Source organism: Microcoleus sp. A6-C6, from assembly GCF_036705955.1.
Classification (GTDB): domain Bacteria; phylum Cyanobacteriota; class Cyanobacteriia; order Cyanobacteriales; family Microcoleaceae; genus Microcoleus.
This window is the reverse complement of the sequence record NZ_JAUBVR010000092.1, coordinates 1-19,048: the sequence shown is the minus strand read 5'-3', so window position 1 is coordinate 19,048 and position 19,048 is coordinate 1. Positions and strand designations below refer to the sequence as shown.

Here is a 19,048-nt window from a genome sequence, read left to right as displayed (position 1 = left end):
CAATCGCAAGCCTCACCCGCATTCATCCCGCCACCAACCGAGGCGGTATGGTGGGGGAATCCTGCTGTTCTAGTTGAATAATCGCGCGCCTCTGAAATCCCCGAAAGCGAGGCCATCTCCCAACAGCAACCAATTTCAATCGCATGAGCATTTGGGGGATCGATTTTCAGCATAAGTCGCTGCTTGCTTGCTCCGTGAAAGCTATTTCCTGGCTGATACTTTTAACCGTACCCGACAGCTAGGATGCTCTGAATTACAAGAAAGAATTAGTTTAAAGCCGGAACCCTGATCGGGAGAAATTAAAATCAGACGATTCATTACTCCAATCCTCGGACTTCCAGGTAGAGGTCGCCCTCAAGCAGTCAACTGTCAACTGTCAACTGTCAACTGAATGAACTTCCTTCTGCTATATTTATAAGTTTGCCACCAGTAGGAATGTTGAAGTCTCTAGCTGAAGGTAGAATTGCTACGGGAATCCGTGCACCCGGAGCTGAAAAATGATAGATTAAGAGTAAGATTTTGCCGAGCTAACTCAAAATCCAATCAATCGCTTAGGGGGTTATTTGATGGAACCGTTAATTGGATTGGTGTTGCTAGTCGCTTACGGAGGCGGTATCTGGAAATTTTGGAATGGTTTCGATCGCACAAACTTCGACAGAAGTTTCGCAAATCGCCTGAAACTGTCCCTGCTGTGGCCCGCGTTAATTTTTAATAAGCCTTACCGCCAAAACTTTACAAAAGCACTCAAAGGCTCTAAAAGGTAATTCACGAATGTCTAAAAAGTCCGATCGCGCAGTTGCAGGTCAAGAGCAGACTTGGTTTGCCAAAGAAAAATCAGATAACTGGCAAGTTTTATTATCGCAGGTTGCTTCCCGGTTCGATCGCGAATACCGAGGAGAAGCATTCGCCTTACCCGAAGAAGTCGAAGCCATGCCAATTTTCCTAGAATCAGTCGCCGGGACACTCCAAGCAAAAACAGTATCTCCCTTCTGGAAAATTGCCAAACCCCAAAAAAATCAGCGCTGTTTAGACATTGGCTGCGGAGTCAGCTTTCTGATTTACCCTTGGCGCGAGTGGGAAGCATATTTTTACGGTCAAGAAATCAGCATCGCAGCGCGAGACGCATTAAACGCTCGCGGCCCTCAGCTCAATTCTAAGCTGTTCAAAGGAGTAGAACGGGCCCCCGCTCACAAGTTAAATTACGAAGAGGATCAGTTCGATTTATGCCTCGCTACAGGCTTCAGTTGTTACTATCCCATAGACTATTGGAGTATTGTCATGGGAGAAGTAAAGCGGGTATTAAAACCGGGCGGTCATTTTGTGTTTGATGTTCTCAACCCCAAGGCACCTCTAGCAGAAGACTGGGCAATTCTGGAAACATATCGAGCCGGAGAAGTATTTTTAGAGACAATAGAAGATTGGGAAAAAGTAATTAAAGCGGCTGGCGCTAAAGTAGTAAAAAAGCAAAGCGGCGACTTATTCCAAATGTACAAAATTCAATACAATTGAGAGGTCATTGGTCATTGGTCATTGGTCATTGGTGATTGGTCATTGGTGATATCAAATCCAGTTAAAAATGTAGGTGCGTCAGCGGCTAGAAATTGGTTTCAGAAGCAACAAATATAGCAACTGACGCACCCTACGAATACTTTTACTCAAAGCAAAACTCGTAGAAACCAGGTTTCTCGCCCCATGAGTAAGACTTGACCAATTAACAATTAATTTTCGGTAGCTGGAGAAGGCGCAGGAGACGGGGACACTTCCGGGGCTGGAGAAGGCGGCGGGGACACTTCCGGGGCTGGAGAAGGCGCAGGAGACGGGGACACTTCCGGGGCTGGAGAAGGCGGCGGGGACACTTCCGGGGCTGGAGAAGGCGCAGGAGAAGGCGGCGGCGACACTTCCGGGGCTGGAGAAGGCGCAGGAGAAGGCGATTGTTCGGCTGCTGGTTGCGGTTGAGGTAAGGGCGACGGTTTGGTTGCGGGTTTTGGTGGGGGCGTTGGCGACGGTTGGGCCCCTGGTTTCGGTTTGTTTGAGGCAGCCGGTGGCTTCTCAAACTGCGGTTTCACTTCCGCAGGGGCTGGGGATGGGGAGGGCGGCTGGCCTGTCGGGCTGGGTGCTGTTGGGGCTGGCGCTACTGGCTGTTGATTGCTTGGTCTGGGCCTAGTGGGGCCGGTGGATGGGGTGACAGGAATGCCGCTGCAAACTTTTTCGTCGTATTTAAACTCGACAGTCACCTGGTAAATCTTGTGGGTGCTGGTTGTTGGAAATGTTAGAGCAGGGTTAATAATCGCAATTTTAGCCGCATTATCGAGAATACCGTAACCCGTCGAGTATATCGTTTGAGGCTCGGCCTTGAGCAAGCCTTGAGGGCTGACAACTGCTCCAAAAACTGCTTTTCCTTCGAGTTTTTGCGAGCAAGCTGCTACGGGATAAGCGACATTCACAGGAGTCGGCCCCGTCGTATCCAAGTCAGGATAAGCCTTTTTGAATCTGTCAGCCAAAGCAACATAGGCATCTCCAGCATCTAGCTGTGCCTCTCTGTCGGTGGGTAAGTTTGAACCCGATTGTCCGCGCTGTTGTAGCTGTTGCTGTCCCTGGTCAAATTGCTCCCTTCTCTTTCTTTCTTCGGGAGTTTCTGCAATCAGATTCCTTTTATTCGGATCTTTTTGAGTCAATTTCACTCCATCCTGGCCGGAATTCCTGCTGCCAATTGGGAATTCCGGGGTAAAGACTGGAGCTCCGTCTGGGAATAGCGGGAGTCCGCCTCTACTTGCTATAACCCTTTTGAGTGTCTCTGCCTCATCTTCGGAGGTGCTGCCGGGAAGCTGGGGGATTCCTGTCACTCCTGGTGGCGGTGGCGGGATATTGCGATCGAAATTACCGGGTAATGGCGGGAAAATCAAGCCGCTGGGAGGCACTTGCGGGATGACAGTGGGTGTTCTGAGAGAGGGGGGTTTGAGAGTTGGAACTGAAGCTGGCGGCTGTGGGGCTGTTAAGGGCGGGAGAGGGGGCTCTAAAGGGGCAAAGAATCCTGGAGGGGGCATTCCCGGAGGTAGGGCGGGCAAGTTGATGGTTGGAGGTTCGGGGGGGTAGGGCGGGGCTAACTTGGGCGGGGCGGGAAGGGGAACTGGTGCGACGAGCGAAAATGGCTTATTGGACGGTCGCGGTGGTATAGTTTGTGGCAGGCGGCCGGCTTCTGCGGGAGTTAGTTCTACCAAGCCGACGGAACCGGGGATCTTTTTTGAGGAATTTCCACCATAGATGATGTTTGAGATCGTCGGGGCGCCGACTCCGAGCACTCCGTGAAGGCCGACAGAAGCTAGGGCTGCCCACCAAAAAGGCTGGCGCAGCGGTTCGGAAAGGGCGTTGGCTAGGGACGAAGAGTCATTCATGACAATGGGAATGGGGAATTGGTAATTGGTAATTGGCAATCTGGAATTGGTAATCTGAAATTGGTAATCTAAAATTGATATTTTTTTATTTTGAGCGATTTAAAAAGATACTGTTAGGAATTCAAAGGTATAATTTTAGCACGATCGCCCTCTAAATTGCCGATCGACCTTGATGACAATTTATGGGCCCAAAACTGAACCAAATTTATTAAACACGATCGACAAGTTCGATCGATCGGCGTTTCCAATTCGGTTACAGCATCAAAAAACTGATCTAGTGGCTGCCAACCAGGCCCGCGGCCCCTCGATGGCCCTCAAACATGAGCACCGTCCCACGTACACGAGTGTGAGGGTCGATTCTCAAAATTTTAGACTTTTGTTCAAGCTCCCAGATTAATCTGTGGAGTCAATCTAAAATCTCAAATCTCAAATCTCAAATCGCAGGATTCACCAGCGATAGCGGTAAGTTTTAAAAGGAGCTCCCTCGATGCTCAGCAAGTCGAGCGGATAAATTGGAGCACCGCTTGCCATGTACTGAAACATTTCCCGAACTTCCTCACCCCGTAGCGACAACTGGTCTAACTCTTTGAGAGAATACCAACCAGCACATAAAGTGTGCTCATCCGGCTTGCTCTTGGGCGGTGTCTTATCTTCAGGGCGAGCCACAAAAATCACTCTCAGGCGCACATTGCCCCTAGGCATCACCGTATGCTCTACCCTGAGAATTCCCTCCACGATCACAGAAATGCCCGCTTCCTCAATGGTATTGCGCACAGCAGCTTCGAGCAAAGTCTCGCCTTTTTCCACTCGCCCTGCTGGGAGATACCACTGCTGCTCGTACTTGCGCTCTTGTACCAGTAGAAAACGGTCTTCTAAGTGAACGACAACTAGGGTAAAATACAATGTTGCAATCGGCTCGCGAGCCATAAAAGTAGATATTCCCCAAGCAAAAAGTTTAACGAGCGGCAGATGTTAGCAATCCAAAGGATGCTTCGACAAGCGTCTTTGAACTTGAAAAATAGATCGTAGCATCCCGATCGCAAAATCTCAAATCTCAAATCTCAAATCTCAAATTGATCATGCCATTACCAACCGTGATTTTGCCAGGATATTTTGCTGCTGCTTCAGACTATCGGGAATTAGAAAAATCTTTGGTCGATCGGGGTTTCCCCACAGTAACAGTACCACTGGGCAAGGGAGATTGGTTGCCCACTCTTGGCGGGCGATCGATGGTGCCAATTTTGCGACAGCTCGATCGCACGGTCAAACAGATGTTACAGCAATACGGCAGCCAACAGATCAACCTCATCGGTCATTCCGCAGGCGGCTGGATTTCTCGGATTTATTTAGGCGAAAAGCCTTACACGATTCACGGAGATGTGCTGGAGGATGCGGGTTTGTGGGAAGCTCACCCTTGCGTCCATACTTTAATCACTTTAGGCACGCCACACGTCTCTCAAGAGCGCTGGACGCGCAAAAACCTAGATTTTGTCAAAATTTACTATCCGGGGGCTTTTCACCCGCAGGTGCGCTACGTATGCGCTGCTGGGAAAGCTGTTTTGGGCAAGCCCGGTTTAAAGACGTGGCTGGCTTATAAAAGTTATGAGTTGACTGTGGGGAATGGCGAAACTTGGGGAGATGGAATTACGCCGATTGAAGCTGCTCATTTGGACGGGGCCGAAAATTTGGTGTTGGAGGGTGTTTGGCATTCGCCTCGCTCTCCGGGGAAGTGGTATGGTTCGCCGGATGTTCTGCCCGCTTGGATTGGGTATTTGCAGTAGAAATAAATTACCACAGGCGGGACGCCTGTTCCACAAAGGAAGAAGCGGAAGGTTGAAGGGAGGATTTAGAGTCATTGGTCATTAGTCATTAGTCATTGCTGGGAGGAAGTTTGAGAGTTATTCGAGATGTCTATTGATTCTTTTCCCCGCAAGCCATCAACCAAAAACTCATCATTAATCGATCGCCCTTAGCTACAAACTCATCCCGCGAAACCAGATAACTGGCTATTTCTGACTCGGAAATTAACCCTTGTTTGACCAACTGTAAAATGGGCCCGGAGTCCAGCAAAGGCTCAAACGCTTCAATTCCGATGATATCGCTGTGGCTGACAACCGCTTCTAAATCGATGCTACCAAATCCAGCTTGTTTGAGAATGCGGCACAGATTTCGCCCGATCGATAAATTGCCTCCCCGCGAGGCCATAACCTGTTTGAATTTCTCCCTGACAATCTCGACTGATAGGGGTGGATTTGTCAGCCAAAACAGATCGGCATCGCTATCGATAATCACCAATTTTCCCCTAGGCTTTAAGATGCGGAATATTTCTCTAGCTGCTGCGACTGGTTCGGGGAGGTGGACGAATAGCAAACGGGCGATCGCAAAATCGAAAGTGCGATCGTCCAAACCAGTATCCGCAACCGATGCTTCGATGCGATTTACTCGATCGCCCCCTTTGTCCTCTAAATATTCTGCTGCTTTTTCGTGCAATACCGGATCGATTTCTACCGCTGTTACTGAACTGTTTGGCAGCAATTCTAACAGTTTTTCGGTAAAAAATCCCGGCCCGCTACCCGCTTCTAAAACATTCATCCCGTCTGCTAAACCGAACCACTTTAAATTGCGCGCTTCCTTTTCCCAACTTAGGTGAACTTGAGCTTTTAGCCGCTGGATTTCCCCCTCAAATTCTAGGTTGTACGTGTTTGCTTTATACGAACCTTCTACTTGCATAGAATCATCTTTATTCTTAGTCGGATACCCGGACTATAACATAAATATAATTAAATCTCCGATCGAGTTATTTGTGCGTAATATCGTTGTGGCATTGGAATGATTTTACCACAGAGAGCGCAGAGAACGCAGAGGAAGAGAGGAGAGTGATTAATGATTCTGATGATGTGCGGATTTTACAACACAATCAACAGAACTGCGCTTTAGTGCAATTCTCGTTGCTGACATCCACAACCACATTTGGCGGACAGATGCAGGACGAGAGACAGGTAATGGCTCTATAGTAATAAGAGGATAGATTACCTAAACTGACGATGTTGTGTAGCAACGAATCAACTCAACTATGCCCCAGATTTTACCTCAACCGGAGAAACGAACATTTTTAGTCGTGGACGATCATGCGATGGTTTTAGGCGGTACGCTTAATATTCTGAGGCAGGAGTATCCAGAAGTAGAGATTGTGACAGCTTCAACGGCTCAGGAAGCCCTTGAGCAAATAGCGAAGACAACCCCGGATTTGGTGATTGTGGATTTGGTGATGCCAGAGGCGATCGGCGAAACTGCTCAGGCTAATTCAGGGCTTCAACTTCTCAAAAGGCTGATGGATCAGTATCCGAGGTTGAATATTGTAGTGCAGAGCGCTCATGTTCGGACTTTAGTTTGGCTGAAACCGTCGATCGACAATCACATGGGCGGATTCACGGTTGTTGATAAGAGTCAGCCGATGAAAGAGTTGCTGACGATGGTCGATTGGGCGCTGCACGAGCGGATTTATACGCCTAGAGAGATTCGCAATGGGCTGCAACTCAAACCCGCCTGGATGCAGGTGTTGCAATTTGGTTTTCAAGAGAGTTTACAGGATATTGCGATCGCCAAACGAATGAGTGTTTCTGAACGCACTGTGCAGGATTACTGGAAAAAGATTCGAGATGTGCTAGAAGTGTATCCCGAAGATGACAAAAATCTGCGGATTCAAACGGAAGTGCGGGCTAGGGAAGCAGGATTAATTGATTGACTGTTAACTGTTGACTGTTGACTGTTGACAGTTAACTGTTGACTGTTTGGACATTTGAACAATACTGATGCAACCGGACTGGATATGAAGCGCGATCAATGGCAAGCGGCGAAAACAGAGGTCATGACTTGGCGGCGCGGATCGCTTCCAGGGTTGATGGTGATTGTCGCTGTGATGATGGCTAGATTGACGGGTGCGCTTCAGTTTTTGGAGTTGGTGGCGTTTGATCGATTTTTGCTGCTGCGTCCTCCTGAGCCAATGGATGAACGGATTGTAATTGTCGGCATTACTGAGGAAGATATTCAACGGGCCAAAACTTATCCGATTCCCGATCGCGATATTGCCGATTTACTCAAACGGTTGCAGGCTTATCAACCGATCGCGATCGGGCTGGATATTGTCCGTGATATTCCGGTTGAACCGGGTAATGCTGAACTGACATCGCTGTTTCGCAGCAGCAAGAATACGATCGGAGTCGAGATTGCTCTGCCCGATCGCAATGGCTTTATCGTCGCACCTCCGCCGTCGCTACCACTCGAACAAGTTGGCTTTGCAAATACAATTCTGGATGCCGATGGCTATCAGCGCCGCAGTTTATTGGGCGCTCACAATCCCCAGCAGAAATACCGTTATTCGTTGGCTATCCGGCTGGCAGAAAGCTATTTAGCAGCCCGAAAAATTAAGTTGGGCAGTGGAATTCGCGATCGATACGCGATGCGTTTTGGCAGCATTGAATTGACCAGAGTGCAGCCAAACTCTGGCGGATATGTGCGGGCGGATGCCGAAGGAAACCAGATTTTGCTGAATGTTCGCAGCGGGAAACTGCCGTTTCGAGTCATTTCTCTAGCACAAATCAAGAAGGGAAAAGTAGAGCGGAACTGGATTAAAGACAAAATTGTGCTGATTGGGATCATGTCTTTTAGCGCAAAGGATTTGGCAAGTTCAGGTGCGATCGCAGGCATCAATCCCGGACGGATTTACGGAGTCGAAATGCAGGCCCACGCTACCAGCCAGATTATTAGCGCGGTACTTGATGGGCGATCGTTGATTCGGGTTTGGGCGGATGGCTGGGAAACGCTCTGGATTGGGGTCTGGGGACTCTTGGGGATGAGTTTGGGAAGATTTTTGCGATCGCCCTGGAAAATTTTGTTGGGGCTCTTAATCGCCAGTATTAGCCCGATCGCGATCTGTTACGGATTAATTCTCTTGGGGTGGTGGGTGCCGATCGTACCTGTGTTATTGGTGCTGGTGTTGAATGGGACTGGCTTGATGGCAGCGTTATTTTACCGCCACGAACAGGAACTCCGACTGCGGTTGGAGGAACGTCAATTTGCGATCGAGCAGACGTTTAATGCCATTCACAGCGGCCCGTTACAAACATTGGTTGGAATTTTGAGAACCGCTCAGGGAGAAGCCACACCGTCGCCATTTCTGCCGGAGTTGCAACGCCTGAGTCAAGAATTGCGGGCAGTTTACGGCTCAGTGCAACGAGATGCGATCGCCGATGAACCGCATTTGCGGATGGGAAGCGCGATCGAATTAGCCCTGCAAGCCCCGTTGCATGAATTGCTCTACAATGTATACTCCAACGCGCTGGAACAAGAACTCCCCTACCTCAAAACGATCAAATTCAAAATAGTGCAGTTCGATCCTTTGAACACCTCGCATCTGCGGTTGGAACACAAGCGAGGACTCTGCCGCTTTCTCGAAGAAGCGCTCTGCAATGTCGGCAAACACGCGATCGAAGCCACTCGCTTAACTGTAATTTGTACTCAAGAAGGCGATCTGCAAGTGATTCGAGTAGCAGATAATGGCAGGGGAAAACCGTCTGATACAGAAGCGATTAATTCCGCTGAAGCGAACTGGGACAGGGAGACAATTGAAGATATAAACCCTAAACTTCAATCTTCAGGATTAGGGACGCAGTTGGCAAAGAACTTAGCCAAACAATTAGGTGGAACGTTTCGGCGCTACCCGAATCAACCGAGGGGAATAGTGTGCGAATTAACCTGGTCAGCAAAACGGCGCTGGTTCTGGTGATTGATTACCAATGCCCACCCTTCGACTTCGCTCAGGGCAAGATGCCCCATGCCCAATGCCCCATGCCCATTCCCCATTTCCAATATCTTTGCACCTTCCCGCAAACAAAGCTTGCGGGCAGTCCTCTATTATGTTTTTCTATTGCTAATTAAAGTAAAAGATAGTTACAGATGAGGATTCAGATGATAACTCACGGATTGAAACGTCGAACCATTTACTCTGCGGGCATTACGAGTTTAATCCTGAGTGTTTCCTTCTGGATTGCTCCCGTAGCCCTGGCAAAATACACTCCTCCTAAAAAGCCTTCTGCGCCAAAAGACACGGGGACAAACACGACTCGTGGCGGCACTTGCGAAGCCAATTCATCAGCGAGATTGACTGCCTTAGTGCCGTTTAGCCATGTAGGAGAGACGATTTCTGGGCATCCCACCTTTACCTGGTTTGTACCCGATCGCACTTCTCGTCCGCTGCAATTCCGGCTGTTTACTCGCACGGGACAACTGCTCTACAAAACCGACATGGAGAGTCAGCCAGGAATTATGTCGGTTGCTTTGCCCGCAAATCTGCCCCAACTGTCGATCGGGCAATCCTATCAGTGGCAAGTGGTGTTGGTCTGCGATCCGAATGTTCCTTCGAGGAATGTGGTGGCGGCGGCAGAAATCCAAGTGGTGCAGCCTGCTGCGTCGTTGCAGACTCAACTTGCAGCCGCCCAAACTCCCCAACAGCGGATCGATTTGTATGCGGAGGCTGGGCTGTGGTATGACGCGATCGCCGAAGCGCGCAAAGCCTCTGAAACTTCTCCAAACCAAACGCCCGTGCTGGAATTGCTAGATTCTCTGGCTAATTCTGAAGCTGAACCTTTGAAAGATTGGAGCGATCGATTGAAGCAAATTAGAGCGATCGAACAACAACGCCAACTCCCTCCCAAACCCTAAAATCCCATGCAGCCTTTCTCGCTAACACTGTTTAAATCCAGCAATCGTCAAGTGCGATCCGGCTTCCTGTTTCCCCTCGCCTTTTGCCTTTTGTCTGTTGGCTTTTACATTCCTGTGCATTTCTCACTCCCGGTTGTTGCTCAGGAGATCAAGGTTAGTGAAGCAGAGGGCGATCGGCTGTTGCAGCAGGGGATTCAACAGCGTCAGACTGGTCAATTAAGAGCAGCGCTGAATTCCTTGCAACAGGCACTGGAAATTTATCGCGCCCTCAAAAACCGCCTTGGGGAAGGTACAGCATTAAACAATTTGCGACTCGCTTACGGCTCTCTGGGCAACTATGCCAAAGCCATTGAGTATATACAGCAACAGTTAGCCATCGCCCGTGAAATTAAAGACCACCTTAACGAAGGTAGGGCACTCAACCATTTGGGAATCGCTTACTCATATCTGGGCAACTCGGCCAAAGCCATTGAGTATTGCCAGCAGAGTTTAGTCATCGCCCGCTCCATTAAAGATAGCAAAGGGGAAGGGAATGCACTGGGGAATTTGGGAAATGCTTACAACAATCTGGGCAACTATGCCAAAGCCATTGAGTATACACAGCAACAGTTAGCCATCGCCCGTGAAATTAAAGACCGCCTTGGGGAAGCTGGGGCACTGAACAATTTGGGAGTCGCTTACTCATATCTGGGCAACTATGCCAAAGCCATTGAGTATTCACAGCAGAGTTTAGCCATCGCCCGCTTCATTAAAGATCGCGAAGGGGAGGGTATAGCACTGGGCAATTTGGGAGATGCTTACCGCGAGCTGGGCAACTATGCCAAAGCCATCGAGTATGCACAGCAAAAGTTAGCGATCACACGCTTCATTAAAGATCGCGAAGGGGAAGGTAGGGCACTGGACAATTTGGGAAATGCTTACGAATCTCTGGGCAACTATGCCAAAGCCATTGAGTATTCACAGCAGAGTTTAGCCATCGCTCGCGAAATTAAAAACCGCCTTGGGGAAGCTGGGGGACTGGGTAATTTGGGATCCGCTTACCGCTCTATAGGTAACTATGCCAAAGCCATTGAGTATTCACAGCAGAGTTTAGCCATCGCTCGCGAAATTAAAAACCGCCGAGGGGAAGGTGTAGCACTGGGTAATTTGGGAATCGCTTACTACTCTCTGGGCAACTATGCCAAAGTCATTGAGTATGCACAGCAGAGTTTAGCCATCGCCCGCGAAATTAAAGACCGCCTTGGGGAAGGGAATGCACTGGGCAATTTGGGAGCCGCTTACGACTCTCTGGGCAACTATGCCAAAGCCATTGAGTATTCACAGCAGAGTTTAGCGGTCGCCCGCGAAATTAAAGACCGCAAAGGGGAAGGGAGTGCACTGGGCAATTTGGGAACCGCTTACTACTCTCTGGGCAACTATGCCAAAGTCATTGAGTATGCACAGCAGAGTTTAGCCATCGCCCGCGAAATTAAAGACCGCCAGGGGGAGGGTTTGGCGCTCAACAACCTCGGAGCGGCGTTCTGGAGAGCTGGCAACCCAACCGAAGCTGAGAAAATGCTCGTCAATGGGATTCAAGTTTGGGAATCGATGCGTCAAATGCTCGGCTCCAACGACGCGAATAAAGTCTCCATCTTTGAAGGACAAGCTGTCACCTATCGCCATCTCCAACGAGTCCGAGTGGCTCAGAACAACCCGATCGCCGCTTTGGAAATTTCCGAACGGGGACGCGCTCGTGCTTTTGTCGATCTCCTGAGTGAACGCTTATCTTCAGGTTCTACCAATCCGGTTATTAACACTTCTCCGAATCAGGAGCAAATTCGCCAAATCGCGAAAGCACAGAACGCGACTTTGGTGCAGTATTCGATCATCTATGAGGGCTTCCAGATTCAGGGCAAACTAGAAGGGCGCGAATCCGCGCTCTACATCTGGGTGATTCAACCCACGGGCGAAATCACATTCCGTGAGGTAGACCTCAAACCTCTCTGGCAAAAACACAAAGCCTCTCTCGCCGATCTAATTATTGGCAATCAGGAGTTTCTTGCCGTTCGCAGTCGTGGCAGTTTCCCCGCTCTTCAACCCCAACCCGACTTACCGACACTGCATCAACTGCTGATCGATCCCATTGCCAGTCTCCTCCCCAAAGATCCAAATGCTCATGTCATTTTCATTCCCCAAGGTTCCCTGTTCCAAGTGCCCTTCCCCGCCCTCCAAGATGAAGGCGGCACTTATTTAATCCAAAAACACACGATTCTCACCGCCCCCTCGATTCAAGTTCTGGCATTAACTCGACAGCAGAAGTTAGCACAGAAGCAACCTAACAGCAGTAACGCTCTAGTATTGGGCAATCCCACGATGCCGAGCGTGTCTCCCTCTCTTGGAGAACCCAAACGGCAATTGTCTCCTCTACCGGGAGCCGAAGCTGAAGCCCGCGCGATCGCCCCTCTGCTCAATACTCAAGCGATTACAGGCGCACAAGGTACAAAAGCTGCGATCGTTCAAAAAATGCCCCAAGCATCGATTATTCACCTAGCAACCCACGGATTGCTCGATGATGTGCGCGGATTGGGAAGTGCGATCGCTATGGCTCCTTCTGGTAGCGATGACGGCTTATTGACCGCAGAAGAGATTTTTGATATGAAACTGCAAGCCTCTTTAGTCGTTTTGAGTGCTTGCAACACTGGAGAAGGCAGAATTACCGGGGATGGCGTGATTGGCTTATCCCGCGCTTTGATTTCGGCAGGAGTGCCGAGTGTAATTGTTTCTTTATGGTCAGTTCCCGATGCGCCGACAGCCGAATTGATGCAGGCATTTTATCAAAACCTTCAGCAAAATCCAGATAAAGCTCAGGCTTTGCGGCAGGCAATGTTAACCACGATGAAAACTCATCCCCAGCCGCGAAATTGGGCGGCATTTACTTTAATTGGGGAGGCTGAGTAATTTTTCATGAATAGTGCGATCGGCTCAATTTTTTATCCTAAATTTTATCCTAAATTTTATCAATTCCGGTTGTACCGGAATGATAGAAGAGACTGCACGTGCCGTTTCCCTACAATGTTATTTTTGGTAGGGAAACGGCACGTGCAGTCTCCTAATTTTGGATACTAATAATTTCGATACAATCGGAAACAATCTGTATTCTTCAGTCGGCGAAGGCTGACTTTGTTTGTGTAGACGCGGTTTCAACCGCCGAGTTATCTCTATCTCAAAACTGATGGAAGTGAACCATCTACTGTTTCACCTACTTTGCACTTTCCCGCAATCAATCTTGCACCTCATACCTCATCAAGTCTGTGGGTAGAACGAATGATTTTTCCATCGGGGTTGCTTAAGATTTAAGTCAAGTGTTAAGAGGATTTTTTTATGACTTTACAACCCGATCCGTCAGAATCTAGACGATTAATTGGCGACAATACATCCGAATCTGTTACTTTGTCGATCGCAAATACAGCCAATTTTCCTTTGGGAGTTTGGATGCTTGCAGGTGACGATGTAGTCACTGGCTCAACAGCTAATGATTTGGTTTATGGCAATGAAGGAGAAGATTTTATCAGCGGGGGTTTGGGCAACGATTCTTTATTGGGAGGAAAAGGTAAAGACTTCCTGACTGGAGAAGAGGGAAATGACTCTCTCAGCGGCGGTCAAGATGCAGATTTTCTGATAGGTGGTGCAGGAAACAATATTCTCTTGGGCGGCAGAGGCAATGATTTGTTAATCAGCCTTAGCGGAAATGACACTCTGGTGGGAGGTTTGGGTCACGATATTTTAGGAAGTTTGGATGATAATAATTCCATCAAAATCGGGGGCAGCAACTTGTACGTCATCCAAGCAGAACCCGGAGTTACAGATGTCAATAATGCGGATTTGATTATAGGTTTCAGAGTTGGCGTCGATCGGATTGGATTGGCAGGCGGTTTGAATCCTACCGATGTAGACTTGCAATACGTGACAAATGTCACAGTTTTATTTGGGTTTGATGCACCAGAAAGTTTTAAACTATTTGCCCCGCCAGGTTCATTAGATACTCAACCGATACAGAGTCAAGGCACTCTAATTAAGGCTAGGAATTCCGGCGACATAGTAGGCTTTGTGTCAAATGTAAGAGTGGCAGATATTCAAGGTAGTATTATCTCTGCTCAGGGATTTTGATCGCTTGTTATAGCTTCGTAGCGAGTAATTTATTCCTCATAAATTACTCTTGAAAACTTCAGTCTTTATTGGCTGTGCGAAAGTAATCGCAGATGCTTAAGATTTAAGTAAATAATGAATCTAAATTTCTGGGATCTGAACTTATGTTAGACATCAACACGAATCTTAACGATCGCCTTTATTTCAGTCAACAGCCAAACGCGCTCGCCCAATCAATATTTCCGGCTAACAGCGACTTGCTCAACGGAGCGATCGATCTATTTAATGCTTCTAGTTACAGTCCTGAATCTAGCTTTACTAATCCCGTAGCATCCAGCATCGACCAACAGACACAGATCGCAGATTTTATTGTAGGTGATGCAGGCGAGGGCCTCAGTCTCTCTGCGGGCGATCGAGTTACTGGCGATGTCGCCGATACTCAACTCAAACCGCAGTCCCAGTCAACCAGTGCAAACGCAGATCCGCTAACAGGAACGATATCTGCTTCCCAGTTGAATTTAGCCGATCCAGGTAACTCTCTTTCGACAGCTCGTAATGTTGTTGGTGTTGAGAACGGTAGCATCAGCTTAAGTGATTTTGTCGGCACAGGCGATTCCAACGATTTCTACCGCTTCGATATCAACACTAAGAGCAATTTTAACCTGCGTCTCGATGGTTTGAGAGCGGATGCTGACGTAAAGCTAATTCAAGATAGAAACCGCAACGGTGTAGTTGATTCTGGTGAAGTTATTCGCTCCTCTGAAGAGAGTGGCACCGTCCCCGATGTAATTAATGTATCCAATCTGGTTCCTGGAACATACTATGTCCGAGTCTCTAGCTACTCAGGCTCTACCAATTACAACCTGAGTCTTTCTGCAACCTCTGTTCCTGTAGTGCCAGATATTACAACACCTAGTGGCCCTTTTAATAGTAATTACGGCTACGGTTTGGTGAATGCAAATGCAGCAGTTTCCAGCACCTTAAACCGCTCAAGTCTTTTCCCTGCTCTTCCCGATCTGGGCGGAACTAATTGGGCGCTAGATGTCATAAATGCACCGGAAGTTTGGAATCAAAACATTACAGGAAATGGCATTGTTGTAGCTGTCGTGGATAGCGGTGTTGACTACACCCATCCTGACTTGGATGGCAATATTTGGCGGAACCCTGGTGAAATTGCCGGAAATGGCATTGATGACGATCGCAACGGATATATTGATGATATTCGGGGTTGGGATTTTGTGTGGGGCGACAACGACCCAATGGATACGAGTTTCGAGGGCCACGGGACTCACATAGCAGGTGCGATCGCGGCGGAACGAAATAATTTTGGCATCACAGGAATTGCCTACAATGCAAAGATTATGCCTGTCAGAGTGTTGTCCGCCTTTGGTAGTGGCCAGACGAATAATGTTGCTGCTGGAATTCGTTATGCTGCTGATAATGGAGCCGATGTAATTAACCTCAGCTTGGGAAGTGATTCTTTATCTGACAACGTGGTGAATGAGGCAATTCAGTATGCAAATAACAAAGGCTCTGTTGTGATTATGGCAGCCGGAAATTCTGGCGATATCCAACCAGCTTATCCAGCTCGTAATGCCAATCGCTGGGGAATTGCGGTGGGCAGCATTGATGTAACAGGCAGAATGGATGACGACTCTAACCGTGCGGGTTCGAGACCTTTAGATTACGTAGTTGCTCCGGGAGTAGACATCTATTCTACAACTCCCTATGACAGCTACGAAACCTACAGCGGTACATCTATGGCAACAGCACAAGTATCTGGTGTAGCTGCTTTAGTTTTGAATGCCAATCCGAATTTAACTCCGGCTCAAGTTGAGTACATTTTGATGACAACAGCTAATCGGAATGGGTTGACAGGATAGCAAATCCGCACTCAGGAATGAGAATTAAAGAACTTCCACAAGTTTGTGGGATGGGCATCCCGCCCATCCCACGAGCTAAACACGTCAGGTTTTGATGTTGGATTTGACTATGCCACTGGATATGGTTTGATTCAAGCCGATCGCCCGATCGCTAAAATTGTTGTCTAATTCAGATTAGAGTCCCCATCGCGGCCGCGAGATCGGGGAGACAGAGTAAGCTTCTATGAAGGTCGATCGCCTGTGGCAGATTGAGGCGCTGGCACGACGACGGCAGAAAGAGCGATCGGGCTAATTCTCTAAATTCCAACTCTAGAATCCTATGCTGTATTCCCCATTTAAGCGACTCAAATCAACCCACTCTAGGCTCACTCATGTTTTCCTAGCTTCCATTTCCCTGTTTCTGCTTGCCACTATCCCGCTATTAACTACTCCTGACTCTCTCTTCTCAGCGATCGCTCAAACTACGGATGCTCGTCAAGCAGAGGGCGATCGGCTGTTGCGGCAGGGGATTCAACAGAATCAGACAGGTCAATTCCAAGCAGCGCTGAATTCTTGGCAACAGGCACTGCAAATTTATCGCACCATCAAAAACCGCCAGAGCGAGGGTGCGGCACTGGTCAATTTGGGAGTCACTTACATCGATATGGGCGACTATGCCAAAGCCATTGAGTATGCACAGCAGAGTTTAGCCATCGCCCGCGAAATTAAAGACCGCCAAAATGAAGGTATAGCACTGGGCAAGTTGGGAATCGCTTACAGCTCTCTGGGCAACTATGCCAAAGCCATTGAGTATGCACAGCAGAGTTTAGCCATTGCCCGCGAAATTAAAGCCCGTGACACGGAGAATGATGCACTGGGCAATTTGGGAAATGCTTACGGCTCTCTGGGGGACTATGCCAAAGCGATTGAGTATACACAGCAGACTTTAGCCATCGCCCGCGAAATTAAAGACCGCCGAAATGAAGGTACGGCACTGGGCAATTTGGGACTCGCTTACCTCAATCTGGGGGACTATGCCAAAGCGATTGAGTATGCACAGCAGAGTTTAGCCCTCGCCCGCGAAATTAAAAATTTTAAACGGGAAGGTGTGGCACTGGGCATTTTGGGAGGTGCTTACCGCTTTCTGGGCAACTATGCCAAAGCCATTGAGTATTTACAGCAACAGTTAGCGATCGCCCGCGAAATTAAAGACCGCCAAGGAGAACGGGCAGCACTGGGCAATTTGGGAGCCACTTACGTCTATTTGGGCAACTATGCCAAAGCCATTGAGTATGCACAGCAGAGTTTAGCCATTGCCCGCGAAATTAAAGACCGCAAAAGTGAAGGTACGGCACTGGGCAATTTGGGAGCCACTTATCTCTCTCTGGGCAACTATGCCAAAGCCATTGAGTATACACAGCAGACTTTAGCCATCGCCCGCGAAATTAAAGACCGCAAAGGGGAAGGGAGTGCACTGGGGAATTTGGGAACCGCTTACTACTCTCTGGGCAACTATGCCAAAGTCATTGAGTATGCACAGCAGAGTTTAGCCATCGCCCGCGAAATTAAAGACCGCCAGGGGGAGGGTTTGGCGCTCAACAACCTCGGAGCGGCGTTCTGGAGAGCTGGCAACCCAACAGAAGCTGAGAAAATGCTCGTCAATGCGATTCAAGTTTGGGAATCGATGCGTCAAATGCTCGGCTCCAACGACGCGAATAAAGTCTCGATCTTTGAAGAACAAGCTCGCACCTATAAGATTTTACAACGAGTCCGGGTGGCTCAAAATAACCCGATCGCAGCCTTAGAAATTTCCGAACGGGGACGCGCTCGTGCCTTTGTCGATCTCCTGAGTGAACGCTTATCTTCAGGTTCTACCAATCCGGTGATTAACACTTCTCCCAACCAGGATCAAATCCGACAAATCGCCAAAGCACAGAACGCCACTTTGGTGCAGTATTCCATCATCTCCGAAGACTTCCAGATTCAGGGCAAACAAGAAGGGCGTGAATCCGCACTCTACATCTGGGTAATTCAACCCACGGGTGAAATCACATTCCGCGAGGTAGACCTCAAACCCCTCTGGCAAAAACACAACGCCTCTCTAGCCAGCTTAATTATTGGCAATCAAGAATTCCTTGCCGTTCGCAGTCGCAGCAGTCTTGGCTCCACCCAACCCCAACCAGACTTACCGACACTGCATCAACTGCTGATCGAGCCCATTGCCAGCCTCCTACCCAAAGATCCCAATGCCCATGTCATTTTCATTCCCCAAGGTTCCTTGTTCCAGGTGCCTTTTCCCGCCCTGCAAGATGCTAACGGCACTTACTTAATCGAAAAACACACGATTCTCACCTCCCCCTCGATTCAAGTTCTGGCATTAACTCGACAACAGAAGTTAGCACAGAAGCAACCTAACAGCAGTAATGCTCTAGTATTGGGCAATCCCACGATGCCGAGCGTGTCTCCTTCTCCAGGAGAACCCAAACGGCAATTGTCTCCTCTACCGGGAGCCGAAGCCGAAGCCAGAGCGATCGCCCCTCTGCTCAACACCCAAGCGATTACAGGCGCGCAAGGTACAAAAGCTGCGATCGTCCAAAAAATGCCCCAAGCATCAATTATTCACCTAGCAACCCACGGATTGCTCGATGATCTGCGCGGATTGGGAAGTGCGATCGCTATGGCTCCTTCTGGGGGTGATGATGGCTTATTGACCGCAGAAGAGATTTTCGACATGAAACTGCAAGCAAGTTTAGTTGTTTTGAGTGCCTGCAACACTGGAGAAGGCAGAATTACCGGGGATGGGGTGATTGGTTTATCGCGCGCTTTAATTTCAGCAGGAGTGCCGAGTGTAATTGTTTCTTTATGGTCAGTTCGGGTGCATCTCACTTTGGCGAGTATGCCAAAAAAGGGTTAAAATGAAAAAGCTAGTAAAATTGCCAAATAAAGATG

General features: G+C 48.7%; 15 protein-coding genes. 12 read left to right on the top strand and 3 right to left on the bottom strand.

Annotated features, from left to right (window positions below; genetic code table 11):
• The first annotated feature begins 566 nt into the window (after positions 1-566).
• Positions 567-764: a hypothetical protein gene (locus QUB52_RS25470; RefSeq protein WP_265239488.1), complete on the top strand. Its 198-nt coding sequence runs from the start codon at positions 567-569 to the stop codon at positions 762-764.
• Between the two features lie 7 nt (positions 765-771).
• Positions 772-1,509: a class I SAM-dependent methyltransferase gene (locus QUB52_RS25465; protein ID WP_332975189.1), complete on the top strand. Its 738-nt coding sequence runs from the start codon at positions 772-774 to the stop codon at positions 1,507-1,509.
• 209 nt (positions 1,510-1,718) lie between these two features.
• On the opposite strand, the gene QUB52_RS25460 is transcribed toward QUB52_RS25465, so the two are convergent.
• Positions 1,719-3,392, bottom strand: a complete 1,674-nt coding sequence (locus QUB52_RS25460) for a hypothetical protein (RefSeq protein ID WP_332976303.1) — start codon at positions 3,390-3,392, stop codon at positions 1,719-1,721.
• 447 nt (positions 3,393-3,839) lie between these two features.
• Positions 3,840-4,319, bottom strand: a complete 480-nt coding sequence (locus tag QUB52_RS25455) for an NUDIX domain-containing protein (protein WP_265239442.1) — start codon at positions 4,317-4,319, stop codon at positions 3,840-3,842.
• Between the two features lie 152 nt (positions 4,320-4,471).
• Between QUB52_RS25455 and QUB52_RS25450 the strand changes: the two genes are divergently transcribed.
• Complete coding sequence (locus QUB52_RS25450; protein WP_265239441.1) at positions 4,472-5,173, top strand: esterase/lipase family protein; 702 nt, start codon at positions 4,472-4,474, stop codon at positions 5,171-5,173.
• A 130-nt stretch (positions 5,174-5,303) separates the two neighbouring features.
• On the opposite strand, the gene QUB52_RS25445 is transcribed toward QUB52_RS25450, so the two are convergent.
• Positions 5,304-6,122 (bottom strand): class I SAM-dependent methyltransferase, encoded by an 819-nt coding sequence (locus QUB52_RS25445; RefSeq protein ID WP_332975193.1) that lies wholly within the window; start codon positions 6,120-6,122, stop codon positions 5,304-5,306.
• Between the two features lie 146 nt (positions 6,123-6,268).
• Between QUB52_RS25445 and QUB52_RS25440 the strand changes: the two genes are divergently transcribed.
• From QUB52_RS25440 to QUB52_RS25400, 9 genes are all read left to right on the top strand, one after another.
• The gene (locus tag QUB52_RS25440; protein WP_332975194.1) at positions 6,269-6,406 is read left to right on the top strand and encodes a hypothetical protein; all 138 of its coding nucleotides are present in this window, start codon (positions 6,269-6,271) and stop codon (positions 6,404-6,406) included.
• A 59-nt stretch (positions 6,407-6,465) separates the two neighbouring features.
• Entirely contained in the window at positions 6,466-7,137 is a 672-nt protein-coding gene (locus tag QUB52_RS25435) for a response regulator transcription factor (protein WP_332975196.1), read from the top strand.
• Between the two features lie 84 nt (positions 7,138-7,221).
• The gene (locus tag QUB52_RS25430) at positions 7,222-9,177 is read left to right on the top strand and encodes a sensor histidine kinase (protein WP_332975198.1); all 1,956 of its coding nucleotides are present in this window, start codon (positions 7,222-7,224) and stop codon (positions 9,175-9,177) included.
• 182 nt (positions 9,178-9,359) lie between these two features.
• Complete coding sequence (locus tag QUB52_RS25425) at positions 9,360-10,112, top strand: DUF928 domain-containing protein (protein WP_332975199.1); 753 nt, start codon at positions 9,360-9,362, stop codon at positions 10,110-10,112.
• Between the two features lie 6 nt (positions 10,113-10,118).
• A complete protein-coding gene (locus QUB52_RS25420) occupies positions 10,119-13,049 on the top strand; it encodes a CHAT domain-containing tetratricopeptide repeat protein (protein WP_332975201.1) in 2,931 nt (976 codons plus the stop codon).
• 423 nt (positions 13,050-13,472) lie between these two features.
• Entirely contained in the window at positions 13,473-14,258 is a 786-nt protein-coding gene (locus QUB52_RS25415) for a calcium-binding protein (RefSeq protein WP_332975202.1), read from the top strand.
• A gap of 143 nt (positions 14,259-14,401) precedes the next feature.
• Positions 14,402-16,120, top strand: coding sequence for a S8 family serine peptidase (locus QUB52_RS25410; protein WP_332975203.1), 1,719 nt, complete (start codon positions 14,402-14,404; stop codon positions 16,118-16,120).
• 45 nt (positions 16,121-16,165) lie between these two features.
• The gene (locus QUB52_RS25405) at positions 16,166-16,288 is read left to right on the top strand and encodes a hypothetical protein (RefSeq protein ID WP_332975204.1); all 123 of its coding nucleotides are present in this window, start codon (positions 16,166-16,168) and stop codon (positions 16,286-16,288) included.
• A gap of 151 nt (positions 16,289-16,439) precedes the next feature.
• On the top strand, positions 16,440-19,013 hold the full coding sequence (locus QUB52_RS25400) for a CHAT domain-containing tetratricopeptide repeat protein (RefSeq protein ID WP_332975205.1): 2,574 nt from the start codon (positions 16,440-16,442) through the stop codon (positions 19,011-19,013).
• Positions 19,014-19,048 lie beyond the last annotated feature (35 nt).

Coding starts and splice junctions, on each gene's coding strand:
- QUB52_RS25450 (WP_265239441.1), top strand. CDS start 4,472: ATGCCATTACCAACCGTGATTTTGCCAGGATATTTTGCTGCTGCTTCA.
- QUB52_RS25435 (WP_332975196.1), top strand. CDS start 6,466: ATGCCCCAGATTTTACCTCAACCGGAGAAACGAACATTTTTAGTCGTG.
- QUB52_RS25420 (WP_332975201.1), top strand. CDS start 10,119: ATGCAGCCTTTCTCGCTAACACTGTTTAAATCCAGCAATCGTCAAGTG.
- QUB52_RS25410 (WP_332975203.1), top strand. CDS start 14,402: ATGTTAGACATCAACACGAATCTTAACGATCGCCTTTATTTCAGTCAA.
- QUB52_RS25470 (WP_265239488.1), top strand. CDS start 567: ATGGAACCGTTAATTGGATTGGTGTTGCTAGTCGCTTACGGAGGCGGT.
- QUB52_RS25460 (WP_332976303.1), bottom strand. CDS start 3,392: ATGAATGACTCTTCGTCCCTAGCCAACGCCCTTTCCGAACCGCTGCGC.
- QUB52_RS25415 (WP_332975202.1), top strand. CDS start 13,473: ATGACTTTACAACCCGATCCGTCAGAATCTAGACGATTAATTGGCGAC.
- QUB52_RS25455 (WP_265239442.1), bottom strand. CDS start 4,319: ATGGCTCGCGAGCCGATTGCAACATTGTATTTTACCCTAGTTGTCGTT.
- QUB52_RS25430 (WP_332975198.1), top strand. CDS start 7,222: ATGAAGCGCGATCAATGGCAAGCGGCGAAAACAGAGGTCATGACTTGG.
- QUB52_RS25445 (WP_332975193.1), bottom strand. CDS start 6,122: ATGCAAGTAGAAGGTTCGTATAAAGCAAACACGTACAACCTAGAATTT.
- QUB52_RS25425 (WP_332975199.1), top strand. CDS start 9,360: ATGATAACTCACGGATTGAAACGTCGAACCATTTACTCTGCGGGCATT.
- QUB52_RS25400 (WP_332975205.1), top strand. CDS start 16,440: ATGCTGTATTCCCCATTTAAGCGACTCAAATCAACCCACTCTAGGCTC.
- QUB52_RS25465 (WP_332975189.1), top strand. CDS start 772: ATGTCTAAAAAGTCCGATCGCGCAGTTGCAGGTCAAGAGCAGACTTGG.